Origin of the sequence: Acinetobacter lwoffii, from assembly GCF_024129685.1 — a bacterium.
Lineage (GTDB): Bacteria > Pseudomonadota > Gammaproteobacteria > Pseudomonadales > Moraxellaceae > Acinetobacter > Acinetobacter lwoffii_X.
This window is the reverse complement of record NZ_JAMXXL010000048.1, coordinates 1-14841: the sequence shown is the minus strand read 5'-3', so window position 1 is coordinate 14841 and position 14841 is coordinate 1. Positions and strand designations below refer to the sequence as shown.

The following is a 14841-nucleotide window of genomic DNA, read 5'->3' as shown; positions in this document are numbered from 1 at the left end:
TCGTTTAAATTCCCCATCATTAAATCGAGTTAAATTTTCATATTTCATGGGGCTAGTATAAACAATTTTTTACTTTCGCAAGAGATCTATTCTTGAAGTAGAAAAAGATAAAGATCTTGAACAGCTAAAGGGAAGATTAATTAAAACTTACGAAAAACTTGATCAGCTTCAAAATGACATTTTACATGTAGCTATATTTAGTAAAGATAAAATTTTAGATGATGATCGCAGGAGATATCACAATATTGATATTAAAGTTGCACACGAAGTTTTAACTACAACTCTAAATAGTTTAAAAAAAATCATTAATAAAATTTATTGTATATGAATAAAAAAACCGCCTCGAAAGGCGGTTTATGTTTGAAAGAATTACTTCAAGAAACGTTGATAACCCAGATTATTGGTAATTTCCTGATATGGATAGGTAATGGTCTCGAGAGTTTCGATCAAGCCGTCCGGATTCTGTTGTGCATCGGTTGCTTCAAGGCCCACCAGAACACGTCCTTCAGCAGCGCCGTGGTTACGGTAGTGGAACAGGGTAATGTTATGGGTTGGGCCAAGACGTTCCAGGAACATCAGTAAAGCGCCAGGACGCTCTGGGAATTCCACTCGGAACAGGCGTTCATTTTCAATGTCGGCATGACCACCGATCAGGTAACGGATATGCAGTTTGGCCACTTCATCATCAGACAGATCATCAACGTCATATTGGAATTTTAAGGTTTCATAAATTTCCTGACGTTCTTTCTCGCCATTTTTCAGACTAATACCGACAAAGACCTGTGCCGCAGAAGCATCGCTGGCACGATAGTTAAATTCAGTAATATTACGACCTTGCAAAGCACGACAGAAGCTCAGGAATGAACCTTTCTGTTCTGGAATGGTCACGGCAAAAATCGCTTCTTTGCGTTCACCCAGTTCGGTACGTTCAGCGATATAACGTAAACGGTCGAAGTTCATGTTGGCGCCGCAGACAATCGACACCATGTTCTTGCCTTCGATCCCATGTTCAGCCACGTATTTTTTAATACCTGCCAGAGCCATTGCACCAGATGGTTCTACAATGCTACGGCATTCGTCATAAGTGTCTTTAATCGCTGCACAGACTTCATCCGTATTCACCAGTACCACATTCGGTTCCACGATTGGGCCTGAATTGTCCGACTTTTGCAGACGAATCACATCAAATGGTTTTTCACCAATTTGGGCTACCGCCGTGCCATCAGCAAACAAGCCCACAGATGGAAGAATGACACGCTCATTGGCTTCTAAAGCAGCTTTTAAACAGGCAGATTCGTCGTATTCAACTGGAATGACTTTAACGTGTGGTGCGACATCACCTAAATACGCTGCAACACCTGCGATCAGGCCGCCACCGCCAACTGCGACAAACACGTAATCCACATCGCGCCATTGACGCAGAATTTCATTAGCAATGGTGCCTTGGCCAGCAATCACCAGTTCATCATCATAAGGCGGAATGAAAGTCATCCCATCTTCCTGGGCACGTTGAATCGCATATTTATTGGCAACATCAAATGAATCACCATGCAAAACCACTTCGCCACCCAGACGTTTAACCGCCTGCACCTTGATATCAGGCGTGGTTTTAGGCATCACAATAATCGCGCGAATACCCAGCTTTTTCCCTGAGAGTGCCACGCCTTGTGCATGGTTGCCCGCTGAAGCAGTAATAACGCCACGTTCCATTTGTGATTTCGGTAATTGACTAATACGGTTATAGGCACCGCGTAGCTTGAATGAAAAAACCGGTTGTAAATCTTCACGTTTAAAGCGGATATTATTATTGAGTCGTTCGCTAATTCGTGGCGCTGCTTCGAGTGGAGTTTCGATTGCAACATCGTAGACCGTTGCTTGTAAAATTTGTCGAACCAAACGAGACAGCATGTTAATTTTCCATCTAACAGTTTAAAATAGGGGCTTATTGTAACAAACCACACGGCTTTGCGGTTTAAAAAAGCTGCAAAAGTCCAAAATAGTTGAGTGAAGCCATGAGTCTATATGCAACCCAAGATGAGAAAAAACAAGCAGCAGCCAAAGCCGCTTTAAAACACTTGCCAAAAGGGGGCATTTTAGGCGTAGGTACAGGCAGTACTGTAAACTTTTTAATTGACTTATTGCCTGAGCTGCAATTGGAAGCTGCGGTAGCCAGTTCAGAAGCAACTGCACAACGCTTGAAAAAACTCGGCATTGAAGTGGTAGATATGAACTCTGTCAGTGGTCTGGATGCTTATGTTGATGGTGCAGATGAAATTGATCGTCATATGCATATGATCAAAGGTGGCGGTGCAGCGCTCACACGTGAAAAAATTGTTGCCTCTATCGCGAAAAAATTTGTGTGTATCGTGGATGATTCAAAATGGGTTGGACAATTGGGTCGTGAGTTCCCGCTTCCTGTAGAAGTGATTCCAATGGCACGTTCTGCGGTTGCGCGTAAAATTGTATCTTTGGGTGGCGATCCTGCTTATCGTGAAGGTGTGGTAACTGACAACGGTAACGTGATTCTAGACGTGTACAACCTGAATATTCTAAATGCGCTTGAACTGGAAAAAACCTTAAACGATATTCCGGGCGTGGTGTGTAACGGGATCTTTGCGATTAATAAAGCAGATATCGCCATTGTCGCGACGGATAACGGAATTGAAGAGCGTACTGCGGTTTAATTAAACTTTCTAGAAAAAATCCCTCTAAATCTCCCTGAGCGAAGTTTTAAAACACTGCTTTAAAAACAAGTGCAAGAAGGGAGACTTTTAAAAGCCCCTCTTTGAAAAAAAGGGGTTTGGGGAGATTAAAAAAAACTATAATGACCTTATCCGACCTACCCGAAATTCAAATCACCCGAAATGTCCGTTCAACACGGTTACGTTTGCGTGTCGATGCGACCCAGATTCGTCTGACAGCACCGGTTTTTTGCAGCAAAAAACAGATACAGCATTTTATTGAACAATCTGAAAGCTGGCTGATTAAAACCTGGCAATCCCAGCAGGAAAAAATCGAAAATATTGACCGGACGCTACCGAGTGAGCTGCGGTTATTCAATCTAAAAGCAGCAGTAAAAATTTCTTATCACAGCCAGAAAAACAACTTTATTTTTGATCATGAAGATCTACAGCTTTGGATCAGTGACCGACATCCTGAAGAATATTTAAAAACTTTCGTGATTGCCTACGCAAAAGAACAGCTTCCTTCATATTTAAATCTTGTCTCACAGCAATGTCGGTTGCCTTTTAAAAACTGCAGTATTCGACAACCTAAAACCCGTTGGGGCAGTTGTTCTGCCAAGCATGACATTATGTTGAACAGCGCGCTGGTATTATTTCCTGAAGAGGTCACGCATTATGTCGCTGTCCATGAACTGGTACACACAAAGCATTTTGATCATAGTCCACGCTTTTGGGCAGAAGTTGCTAAGCATGATCAGCATTTCCAGCAGCATCGTATAACGCTGAAAAATACGCCGTTGCCATATTGGTGGGGTGCCTAAAACCATAATTAATAAGTCCATATAACTCTATTGAAATAGCCTAAGCAAATTAAAAGTTTCATGATCAAAATCGGACTTATCCTACTGATCAATTAAAAAACCAGCAAACCCCAGTGAAATGGTTTAGAAAACCTCAACTTCCTGTCATACTAGGCTGTATAAAGGAAACATTTATTTGAGGTAATCATCGTGATTTCAGTGGGTATTGTGGGTGGTACGGGTTATACAGGCGTTGAACTTTTGCGTCTTTTGCTACGACATCCAGATGTAAATGTAACAGCACTGACATCACGTACTGAAGCAGGTCGTCGTGTAGATGACATGTTCCCAAGCTTGCGCGGGCATACCAATCTTAAATTTTCTGATTTGAGTCTGGGTTTATTAAAATCATGCGATGTGGTGTTCTTTGCAACGCCGCATGGTGTCGCAATGAAACATGCCGAAGAGCTGGTTGCTGCAAATACCAAAGTGATCGACTTGGCGGCAGATTTTCGTTTACAAGATCTTGAACAGTTTGAAAAATGGTATGGCATGCAACATGTATGTCCAGAACTGTTAAAAGATTCTGTTTATGGTTTATCTGAGCTAAATCGTGAAGAAATTAAAAAGGCCAGTGTGATCGGGAATCCGGGGTGTTATCCAACTACAGTTCAGTTGGGTCTGGCGCCAGTCTTAAAAGCGGCTGAAGCATTGGTGAAACCTGAAAGCATTATTATCGATGCCAAATCTGGTGTATCAGGTGCAGGTCGTAAAGCCAGTCTGGGCATGATTTATTCTGAAAATTCCGATAATTTTAAGGCCTATGGTGTAGCGGGTCATCGTCATCACCCTGAAATTGTCGAAGCACTGGAAAATATTTCAGGTCAAAAAAATGTGTTTGATCATATTTTATTTGTACCGCATTTGGTGCCAATGATCCGTGGTATGTTGTCGACCATCTATATCGATTTAACTGAAGCAGGGCAAACCGCAGATTTACAAGCGCTATATGAGCAGTTCTATGCCAATGAAGCATTTGTCGATGTTATGCCGGCGGGTGGCTCACCCGAAACCCGTTCAGTGCGTGGAGCGAATCAGTTGCGTATTGCCTTGTATAAGCCACAACCAACGAAACTGGTGATCCTGGTTGTACAAGACAATCTGGTAAAAGGCGCAGCAGGTCAGGCTGTCCAAAACATGAACCTGATGTTTGGTTTTGCTGAAGATGCTGGCTTAAATAATATTGGTTTATTACCATAAAAAACGTATTAGAACTTCACACACATTTAGATTTGCATTTAAATGTGTGTCTTGATTAAAGCAAACAAGAGATCAAAATGCCGAATAACGAGTCAAATACGACGCTTCCTCAGGAACCCGGTACTAAGAAACCATTCATGAAAGGCAATACGCCCTTAGCCATTGGTGCGGCTGTATTGATCTTAAGCAGTGGCGTACTCGGATATACCGTAGGACATCGTCAGGGTTTGACTGCGGCGGGTTATGATGCGGATGCAGAGCAACTGGTCGATGTGGTACAGACTCAGAAAGCCAGTCTGGAAACACTGAACAAGACGCTGAATACTGCGGTTCAGGAGCGTGATCTGGCTGTCAGTAATGCCAATGATCTGTATCTGGCCATGACCAAGGCACGTGATGAACAGGTGCAGGCCGAAAGTGTGGGAACCATTTATCGCGAGATCTTGCGTCAGCGTGGTGGTCTGGCATTGGCGGTTCAAAACCTGTCGATTAAACCATTACCCGAAAATGCCTTTGAATACCAGATTGATCTGGTTCAGGTCAGTCCAGGCAAAAGCCGTGCCTCAGGTAGTGTGGAATTGCGCCTGATTAAAGGTGCGGAAATTCTGGTGGTGCCACTGGAAGATAAAAACTTTAATTTTGAAAATTATGAGCGACTCACTGGCCGCTGGACCATGCCTAAGGGCTTTAAGCCAGAATTTATTGAAGTGCGTCTTACTGGTGCCAAACCTGTGATTCGTCGTTTTAGTTGGGAACAGGGCAAAGCAGTAGAAAATCAGTCTGCCACCTTGTCCGAAATTCCGAAAACCGAAGCAAATGCAAATTAAGTGTGAAATATAAATCTTATGCCAAGCAATAAACGTCAAATGTGTTTAAGTGATATTAAAAATTCTTTTAATGAGTCTGGAATCGTTGATTGGCATATCAGCCCACGTTTAGCAAATGAACCCTCTGAAGACGGTGATTCTGACTTAGCTGTACAGACTGCACCGCCAGAACTGAAACGTCCACCATTATATGCCGTTGTTTTATTAAATGACGACTATACGCCGATGGAGTTTGTAATTGAAATTTTACAACAATACTTTGCAATGAATCTTGACCAAGCTACACAAGTAATGCTAACTGTACATTATGAAGGAAAGGGTGTAGCTGGGGTTTATCCTCGAGACATTGCGGAGACCAAAGCGAACCAAGTCAATAATTATGCTCGATCACAAGGTCATCCGTTACTTTGCCAAATAGAGCCTAAAGATTAAGGGGGTTACATGCTCAGTCGTCAATTAGAAGTATCACTACGTTTGGCTGTCAGCATGGCTCGTCAAAAGAGACATGAGTTCCTGACCGTAGAACATTTATTGTTAGCCTTGCTTGACAACGATTCTGCCGTGAATGCCCTCAAAGCATGTGGTGCGGACATCATCGTGTTGCGTAAGGAATTAGAAGAGTACGTAGAACAACATACCCCTAAACTTGGTGAAAATAGTGATCAGGCACCACACCCGACAGAAAGCTTCGACCGGATCTTGCAACGCGCGATTTTTCACGTGCAATCAAGCGGTGGCGATCGTACTGTAGAAGGTGCTGATATTCTGGTTGCCATGTATTCTGAGCGTGACTCATTTGCAGTCTATCTGCTGAAACGTCATCAAATTAACCGTCTGACCCTCACTCAGTACCTGTCTCATGGTACCCGTAAAGAAGATGTACAGTCTGAAGAAGAAATCGAAGATCTAGATGGCGAATCAGCATCTTCAGCAAGTTCAGGTCCACTTGAACTTTATACCACTAACCTGAATGTTGAAGCACAAAAAGGTAAGACCGATCCACTGATTGGTCGTGAAAAAGAAATCGAGCGTGCCGCGCAAATTCTTTGCCGCCGTCGTAAAAATAACCCACTCCTTGTCGGTGATCCAGGTGTCGGTAAAACCTCGATTGCTGAAGGGCTGGCTTGGTTAATTGTCAATGGTAAAGCGCCAAAACCACTGGAAAATGCTGAAATTTTCAGTCTGGACATTGGTGCTTTGGTGGCAGGAACCAAATACCGTGGCGACTTTGAAAAACGCTTGAAACAGCTTTTAAATGCGTTGAAAAAGAAACCTGAAGCAGTGCTGTTTATTGATGAAATTCACATGATTATTGGTGCAGGCTCGAGTATGGGCAGTACCATGGATGCATCGAATCTGATCAAACCGGCGCTGGCAAATGGTTCTTTACGCTGCATCGGGTCAACCACATTCCAGGAATACCGTCAGGTCTTTGAGAAAGATCATGCTTTATCGCGTCGTTTCCAGAAAATTGATGTGAATGAGCCATCTATTTCTGAAACTATTGATATCCTACGTGGTCTGAAATCGAAGTTTGAAGATTTCCATCATGTGGAATATGAAGATCAAGCCTTAGTGTCTGCGGTAGAACTTTCTGCAAAATTTATCAACGACCGTTTCTTGCCAGATAAGGCGATTGATGTCATTGATGAGGCCGGTGCTCAGCGCCGTTTAAAAGCGGAGCAAGACGACAGTTTGATTACTGTGGAAAATATTGAAGACATCGTCTCTAAAATTGCGCGTATTCCACCAAAAACTGTTTCTAAAGATGATAAGAGCGTGCTGGAAAATCTTGAGCGCGATCTGAAACGTGTGGTCTTTGGACAGGATGAAGCCATTGAGGCCTTGGCATCTGCAATTAAACTGTCACGTGCCGGTTTGAAGTCTCCAGATAAGCCTGTAGGTAGTTTTGTCTTTGCAGGTCCAACTGGTGTCGGTAAAACTGAAGTGACCAAGCAGCTGGCGAAACAGATGGGTGTAGAACTGGTTCGCTTTGATATGTCGGAATATATGGAACGCCATGCGGTGTCTCGTTTAATCGGTGCACCTCCGGGCTATGTCGGTTTTGATCAGGGTGGTTTGCTCACCGATGCGATTCACAAAAATCCGCATTGTGTGCTCTTACTAGACGAGATCGAAAAAGCGCATCCAGATGTGTTTAACCTGTTATTGCAGATCATGGATCATGGTTCATTGACTGATAACAATGGGCGTAAATCTGATTTCCGTAACGTGGTCTTGGTACTCACCACCAATATTGGGGCTGAGAGTATTTCGCGTGTCAGCATTGGTTTTATGGAACAGGACAATAGTAACGATAATCAGGAAGCGATGAAGAAAGCCTTCTCGCCGGAATTCCGTAACCGTCTCGACGGCGTGATTCAGTTCAAGGCATTGCCAAGTAGCATTATTGAAAATGTCGTGGATAAATTCCTAACTGAACTTCAAGCACAACTGGATGACAAAAAAGTCATGTTAGAAGTGGATCAGAGTGCACGTGAATGGATGTCAGAACATGGTTATGACCGTTTAATGGGCGCACGTCCAATGCAACGTTTGATTCAGGAACACCTGAAAAAACCGCTGGCTGAGATGATCCTGTTTGGTGAACTGGCTGAAAATGGCGGCAATGTTGCAGTATCGGTGAAAAAAGAAAATGGTAAAGCGGTTGGCTTAAAACTTGAGGTTTTTGAAGATCAGACTGCTGAACCAGCTTAATTAATAAGAAGGATCAAACCCGTGCTTGCACGGGTTTTTTCATGTGTTCATGTTTTAAATTATTAAATTCATTCAAACAGTTCAATAAATAAATTATGGAAATTCAAGTTAGCAAGCTGTTCACTACATTTTTACTGTTTTTAGTCACTGCATTGATGGAAATTTTAGGCTGTTATTTTCCCTATCTGATTTTAAATCAGGGGAGAAGCCACTGGTTATGGATTCCGACAGCTCTGGCTTTGGCGGCTTTTGTCTGGCTGTTAACCTTGCATCCGGCCGCTTCAGGACGGATCTATGCCGCTTATGGCGGTATCTATATTTTTTCAGCGCTAATGTGGTTGCGCTTCGTTGATCAAGTCACACTGTCACGTTGGGATCTGCTTGGTGGCATGGTGGTAATACTGGGCGCATTGATTATTATTTTACAACCGCAGGGTCTGGTGCGTTAGCCTGGTATAGCAGCAAACCTCATCAAAAAAGGTAGCCACAGCTACCTTTTGTTTTCTTGAATCCTGAATCGAAATAAATGTCTTATATGTTTAGATTATTTTAATTTGCAATCTTTCTGGGAAATATCAGTTTTATAGGTTTGTGTTTGCGAGTTCAGGCTGAGTTCAACCTTGTAAGGGTTCGCAATCTGGTACCGATGTTCAAAGAAAATTTCACAATTATTAAGCAGATTATTACGAATGACTTTCATCACTTCTTTGCGCCCCAAGTCTTTTTCAAACTGGCTAAAATCGGGCGTAATGATCATGCCTTTCAGTGTGGTTTTATTAGCGCTCAACTGCAATTGTTCAATAATCGTATTTTGATCAATCTGCAACGGTAAAGTTCTGGAATCCTCTGCACTGAGCACTGCGAGTAATTCATTCAGTTCAGCTTTTTTCTGAATTTTAAATTTGCTGTCAATAATATTTTTTTCTTGAAGATATTGGTCAAATTCAGAAGCATGCACCGGTAAGGCAGCACTGCTAAAGCCTGCCAAGAGTGCCAAAATCCAATATTTTTTTTGCATTGTATAAAATCACTTTTTATTCCATTTCAATAATGATTATAAGAGCTGAGACAAAAAAAGCACCAGAGATTGGTGCTTAATTTGTGAAGATTCATCTTAAAAAATTAGTCTTTTTTCAGATTTTCATTAATCAGGAATTCAACCAAAGCTTTTTGCGCGTGCAAGCGATTTTCAGCTTCATCCCAAACTGCGGCATTTTTATGGTCAAGCAGATTTTCTGAAATCTCTTCGCCACGATGCGCAGGCAAGCAGTGCATAAACAAGCAATCCGGATGTGCAAGATCCATCAGACGTTCATTCACCTGATAATCTGCAAAGGCTTTTTCACGGATCTTCTGTTCTTCTTCTTGGCCCATGCTTGCCCAAACGTCAGTCACGATCAGATCAGCATTCACCGCTGCATCTTCAGCAGAAGGAACCAGTTCTACGCAATGCGCAAATTCAGACAGGAATTTTTCTTGTGGCTCATAGCCTTTTGGCGCTGCAATTTTTAGATTAAAGCCCCACATATGCGCAGCCTCAATATAAGAGTTACACATATTGTTGCCATCACCAATCCAGGCAACAGTTTTACCTTCGATTGAGCCACGTTGCTCGACATAGGTCTGCATATCAGCAAGTAGCTGGCAAGGATGGTGGTCATCAGTCAACGCATTAATCACTGGAACTTTTGAATAAGATGCAAAACGCTCCACGATATCATGACCGAAAGTACGGATCATCACGATATCCAGCATGCTTGAAATCACGCGTGCAGAATCTTCAATCGGTTCACCACGACCTAACTGGGTATCGCGTGAAGACAGGAAAATCGCGCTGCCACCAAATTGGCTCATGCCAGCTTCAAACGAAACACGCGTACGGGTACTGGATTTCTCAAAAATCATGCCCATCACTTTACCAACAAATGGTTGGAACACTTCATTGTTATGCTGTTTGCGCTTAAGCTCAATTGCGCGTTGCAAAATCTGGTTAAGTTCTAAAGTTGATAAATCGCGTAAGGTGAGAAAGTGACGGAGAGCCATTCGTTACTCCACAATAATTGCCGAAAAACTCGATCAACAATCAGTTGTTGGTTAGTTTAAGAAAAAAATACGGAATCGGCTAATATACTATAAGCAATGAAAAATGCAAAAAAACTAGACTTTTTGATGACCGTCTAAAAAGCGATCCACACAATAACTGATGTATCTGTCGATTTCCTGATCATCTTCCTGTACCGGAATTCCCATCAGAATACGCCATTCCAGATTGCGCAAAATACCAAAATACAGCTGCGCCGAATATTGTGGATTTTCGCAATGCAGTAAACCTTGTGCATCTGCCTGTTCTAAAGCTGTGGCAATGGCACTTTGCACATGCACCGGGCCTCGCTCATGAATATGCTGAGCAAGTTCAGGATTACGCTGGCTTTGTTCCAGCACCAGACGCATAAAGGCCGAGTTTTCCGGTTGCATAATCTGGTGATAAAAATTAAGCAACGTATGTACTAAATAACTACGAAAATCCAGTGCCATCAATTCGATCGGAATACTGATATCTTCAAAAAACTTGATACGACGATAATCGCAGATGGCTTTAAACAAGCCCTCTTTATTGCCAAAGTACTTATAAATAGAGGCTTTAGAGCCACCGGCATGCTGGACGATATCATCCAGAGACACAGCATCATAACCCCGTTCCAGAAATAGCTCGGTTGCACTGATCAGCAGCGCAATACAACGCTCATGACCACGTTTGGTCTGTGGCAGATCTTTGGCGAGCGGTTCTAGGGCGAGGTCTTGCATAGGAGATAGTACATCAACATGTCAATAGAGATTGAAACGCCATCATAGCAAATATATGCACATATTTCATAATTGCGCCAGATAAGTGCGCTATTTGCTAATTAGGTAAAGCAAAACTTAAAAATTTGACTAAAGTTTTAGAGTATTTGTTCTATCAGGTTATGGAATGAGCAAGCCAAATGAGTATACTCGAATTTCAATAATTATAGCCAAGACTGTGGAAAAGGAAGATGACAGAACAAATGTCTGCAGGTTTAAGATTTAGACAAGCGCTTGAAGTCGAGAAACCATTGCAAATTATGGGCACGGTAAATGCCTATGCTGCCATGATGGCCAAACAGGTCGGTTATAAAGCCATTTATTTATCAGGTGCGGGTGTCGCGAATTATTCTTATGGTTTGCCTGATCTAGGCATGACCAGCTTGGATAATGTTCTTGAAGATGTACGCCGGATCACTGAACGTGTGGATACACCTTTACTGGTTGATATCGATACCGGTTGGGGCGGTGCATTAAATATTGCCCGCACGATTAAGCAGATGATTGCAGCAGGAGCCGCTGCGGTTCATATTGAAGATCAGGTGGCACAGAAGCGTTGTGGTCATCGTCCAAATAAAGAAATCGTATCGCAGCAGGAAATGGTCGATCGTATCAAAGCGGCTGTAGATGCGAAAACCGATTCAAACTTCGTGGTGATGGCGCGTACCGATGCGCTACAAAAAGAAGGCTTGCAAGCAGTGATTGATCGTGCTTCTGCCTGTGTTGAAGCGGGTGCAGATGCGATCTTTGCTGAGGCGATGACCGATATCACCATGTACCGTACAGTGTGTGATGCGGTCGGTGTGCCAGTCTTGGCAAATATTACCGAATTTGGTGATACACCGTATTATACGGTTGATGAACTGGCGGAGCAGGGCATTGGCATGGTGCTGTATCCGTTATCAGCGACACGTGCAATGCAAAAAGCCGCACTTGAAGTGATGCGTTCAGTACGCGAACATGGTACTCAGGTAAATGTGCTGGATATTATGCAACAACGAAAAGAACTCTACGAATTTTTAGATTATCACAGCTTCGAAGACACATTAGATAAACTGTTTAAACAGGAGAATTAAAAAAATGGCTGAAGGAAAAGTACTCACTGGCGCAGGATTGCGCGGACAAGTGGCAGGTAAAACCTCACTTTCAACAGTAGGCAAAAGTGGCGCAGGTCTGACCTATCGCGGCTATGACGTGCAGGATCTGGCTGAACATTGCCAGTTTGAAGAAGTCGCTTATCTGATTTTCTTCGGAGAATTGCCGACAGCAGAGCAATTGGCTGCCTACAAAGCCAAACTGAAATCCTTGCGCACTTTACCTCAGGCATTAAAAGAAGTCCTTGAGCGTATTCCTGCCGACTCGCATCCAATGGATGTGATGCGTACTGGCGTTTCCATGCTGGGCAATCTTGAAACTGAGCAATCTTTTGAGCAGCAACAGGATATCGCAGACCGTATTTTGGCAACTTTGCCGGCAATGATCTGTTACTGGTATCGTTATAGCCATGACGGCGTGCGTATTGAAGAAAATACCGATGATGATTCAATCGGTGCGCAGTTCCTGAATCTACTGCATGGCGAAAAGCCAAATGAATTACATGAACAGGTGATGAATGTTTCCTTGATTCTGTATGCAGAGCATGAATTCAACGCTTCAACTTTTACCGCTCGTGTGTGTGCATCAACGCTGTCCGATATGCACTCTTGTATTACCGGTGCAATCGGTTCCTTGCGTGGCCCTCTACATGGCGGTGCCAACGAAGCTGCGATGGACATGATTGAAAACTGGAAGTCGCCTGAAGAAGCTGAACGTGAAATGCTGGGCATGCTGGAACGTAAAGAAAAAATCATGGGCTTCGGTCATGCGATCTATAAGGACAATGATCCGCGTAATGGCATTATTAAAGTCTGGTCGGAGCGTTTGGCCAAAGATGTCGGTGATACGGTACTTTATCCAGTCTCGGTACGCTGTGAAGAAGTCATGTGGCGTGAGAAGAAATTATTCTGTAATGCGGATTTCTTCCATGCATCTGCCTATCATTTTATGGGCATTCCAACCAAGCTGTTTACCCCGATCTTTGTTATGTCGCGTGTGACAGGCTGGGCCGCACATGTGATGGAACAACGTGCAGACAATCGTATTATCCGTCCAAGCGCGGATTACACTGGGCCAGAGTTGCGTAAAGTAGTGCCAATCGCTGAGCGTTCTACTGCGGCTTAATCTGTTTCTGTAGTAAAAATAAAAAAAATAAGGTCTCAATTGAGACCTTATTTTTTATCGGTTTCGTTATCGGCTTAACAGTGCCGGATCTTCAATGCTATAACCTGTTTCAAAAGGAATACCCAGATACTTTACTATTACCAGAGTTTTATTTTGTCTCGGAACTTTATAGGCCTGGCTAATTTTCAAGCCTTGCTGATAACTAACCGCTTGCTGAACCGCGCTTTTTTGTAAGCCAGATTTCACTTGATATTGATAGGTCCATTTTGGCACTTTTTCCTGAGGATCATGCCAAGCAGGCGCGCTACCTTTTGTTGTCTTTAAAACCTTAAGCTGTGGCTTTGATTTTTGAATCGGATTTAATGGAACTAAACGTTTTTTGATTTTGGCAATGTCCTGATCAAACTTGCGACTGTCTTGATCATAATCGATGCGCTTGGTTTTAGGATTGATATATAAGGAACTGACCTGAATCAATTGATTTGGTTTTTGGGATTTAAAATTATAATAATACAGTTGAGGCAAGCGTCCACGACCATCAAGATAGTGACGCATGATATAAAGCTTCTGTTCTTTGACTTCATAGCCTAGAACTTCAATATTTTGTGGGCCGCCTACGGTAGCGAAAGTCAGAGTGGGCAAGCTCAGAGGGAGCAGAAGCAGTGCGGTTTTAATATTCATGGTCATTCCACCCTCAAAAAAAATAGATTGGCATCTGATCATGCCAATCTATCTTAAAATACGGTAGAAATAATGAAGCTTATTCAGGCTATACAGTAACTTTGAAAGCTTAGCTGTTATTCAACAGATTCATCATGTCATGTGCAACCACAGCTGACAGTTTATTGAGGCGTTCAAGTGGCGAGCCTTTGAGATAATACTGGAACTGATGGATTTGCGTGCCGTCATTAATGGCCACAAAAAATGTTCCTTCCGGTTTCTCTGGTGTCGCGCTACCACCTGGTTTAAGTAACCCTGTACAGGCGATAATCCAGTCAGCATCACGGAACATTTTTTTACCTGCTTCCGCCAGAGCAACTGTTACCGGCATAGATTCCGCAGTATGAATATTGATCAGATTCTTGGAAATGCCCAATACTGAAGTCTTGACACTTACATCGTAACAGATCAAACCACCAATCAGAATTTCGGCATCTTCTCCTTTACAAATGGAGAACTGGCTACTGAGATATCCAGAACTTGCGCTTTCGATAAAGGCAATTTTTATGTTTTTCTCTTCGAGTAAGCCGCAACAGGTTTTTATCATAGTCTCTATATTTTCTTTGTGGGAGTGATTTTAGATCAATTTAGACAGATTTTTTCTGTCGATCAACTCCAAGTATATTTATATTTTTATGAAAGTTAAAATTTTTTTCATAGATTAGTGTAATTTCATGCTCTGTACACGACAAATTTCACAGAACCCTTATCCTATCAGGATTCTGCCTTCTTAAAATTGCCAAAATTTCCTTAAACTCTTCTTTTTTC

15 protein-coding genes are annotated in these 14841 nt (G+C 42.7%); 9 read left to right on the top strand and 6 right to left on the bottom strand.

The window, feature by feature from the left end:
* Positions 1-369 precede the first annotated feature (369 nt).
* Positions 370-1908 (bottom strand): threonine ammonia-lyase, biosynthetic, encoded by a 1539-nt coding sequence (gene ilvA / locus NI464_RS14960; protein WP_004646781.1) that lies wholly within the window; start codon positions 1906-1908, stop codon positions 370-372.
* 104 nt (positions 1909-2012) lie between these two features.
* On the opposite strand from ilvA, the gene rpiA reads away from it, so the two are divergent.
* The 7 genes from rpiA (at position 2013) to NI464_RS14925 (ending at position 8738) form a co-directional block, all read left to right on the top strand.
* Positions 2013-2684 carry a ribose-5-phosphate isomerase RpiA gene (gene rpiA / locus NI464_RS14955; RefSeq protein ID WP_004279784.1) on the top strand — a complete coding sequence of 224 codons (672 nt, stop codon included), beginning with the start codon at positions 2013-2015 and terminating at the stop codon, positions 2682-2684.
* Between the two features lie 140 nt (positions 2685-2824).
* A complete protein-coding gene (locus NI464_RS14950; RefSeq protein WP_219309505.1) occupies positions 2825-3505 on the top strand; it encodes a M48 family metallopeptidase in 681 nt (226 codons plus the stop codon).
* A gap of 183 nt (positions 3506-3688) precedes the next feature.
* Positions 3689-4744, top strand: a complete 1056-nt coding sequence (gene argC, locus NI464_RS14945; RefSeq protein ID WP_253139370.1) for an N-acetyl-gamma-glutamyl-phosphate reductase — start codon at positions 3689-3691, stop codon at positions 4742-4744.
* A gap of 77 nt (positions 4745-4821) precedes the next feature.
* A complete protein-coding gene (locus NI464_RS14940; protein ID WP_180038696.1) occupies positions 4822-5571 on the top strand; it encodes a DUF6776 family protein in 750 nt (249 codons plus the stop codon).
* 18 nt (positions 5572-5589) lie between these two features.
* Positions 5590-6003 (top strand): ATP-dependent Clp protease adapter ClpS, encoded by a 414-nt coding sequence (clpS, locus tag NI464_RS14935; protein WP_004279780.1) that lies wholly within the window; start codon positions 5590-5592, stop codon positions 6001-6003.
* 9 nt (positions 6004-6012) lie between these two features.
* A complete protein-coding gene (gene clpA, locus NI464_RS14930) occupies positions 6013-8289 on the top strand; it encodes an ATP-dependent Clp protease ATP-binding subunit ClpA (protein WP_005246535.1) in 2277 nt (758 codons plus the stop codon).
* A gap of 95 nt (positions 8290-8384) precedes the next feature.
* On the top strand, positions 8385-8738 hold the full coding sequence (locus tag NI464_RS14925; protein WP_180087303.1) for a YnfA family protein: 354 nt from the start codon (positions 8385-8387) through the stop codon (positions 8736-8738).
* Between the two features lie 95 nt (positions 8739-8833).
* Here NI464_RS14925 and NI464_RS14920 read toward each other — a convergent pair whose 3' ends face one another.
* The 3 genes from NI464_RS14920 to NI464_RS14910 form a co-directional block, all read right to left on the bottom strand.
* The gene (locus NI464_RS14920; RefSeq protein WP_253139367.1) at positions 8834-9307 is read right to left on the bottom strand and encodes a hypothetical protein; all 474 of its coding nucleotides are present in this window, start codon (positions 9305-9307) and stop codon (positions 8834-8836) included.
* A gap of 104 nt (positions 9308-9411) precedes the next feature.
* Positions 9412-10332: an ornithine carbamoyltransferase gene (gene argF, locus NI464_RS14915; protein ID WP_253139364.1), complete on the bottom strand. Its 921-nt coding sequence runs from the start codon at positions 10330-10332 to the stop codon at positions 9412-9414.
* 114 nt (positions 10333-10446) lie between these two features.
* Positions 10447-11094, bottom strand: coding sequence for a TetR/AcrR family transcriptional regulator (locus NI464_RS14910; RefSeq protein WP_253114360.1), 648 nt, complete (start codon positions 11092-11094; stop codon positions 10447-10449).
* Positions 11095-11324: 230 nt separating this feature from the next.
* On the opposite strand from NI464_RS14910, the gene prpB reads away from it, so the two are divergent.
* Complete coding sequence (prpB, locus tag NI464_RS14905) at positions 11325-12209, top strand: methylisocitrate lyase (RefSeq protein ID WP_004280180.1); 885 nt, start codon at positions 11325-11327, stop codon at positions 12207-12209.
* A gap of 4 nt (positions 12210-12213) precedes the next feature.
* Positions 12214-13353 (top strand): bifunctional 2-methylcitrate synthase/citrate synthase, encoded by a 1140-nt coding sequence (gene prpC, locus NI464_RS14900; protein ID WP_253139360.1) that lies wholly within the window; start codon positions 12214-12216, stop codon positions 13351-13353.
* A 66-nt stretch (positions 13354-13419) separates the two neighbouring features.
* Here prpC and NI464_RS14895 read toward each other — a convergent pair whose 3' ends face one another.
* Both NI464_RS14895 and NI464_RS14890 read right to left on the bottom strand, forming a co-directional pair.
* Positions 13420-14040, bottom strand: a complete 621-nt coding sequence (locus NI464_RS14895; protein WP_253139357.1) for an aminotransferase — start codon at positions 14038-14040, stop codon at positions 13420-13422.
* A gap of 103 nt (positions 14041-14143) precedes the next feature.
* On the bottom strand, positions 14144-14620 hold the full coding sequence (locus NI464_RS14890; protein ID WP_253139354.1) for a CinA family protein: 477 nt from the start codon (positions 14618-14620) through the stop codon (positions 14144-14146).
* Between the last annotated feature and the right edge of the window lie 221 nt (positions 14621-14841).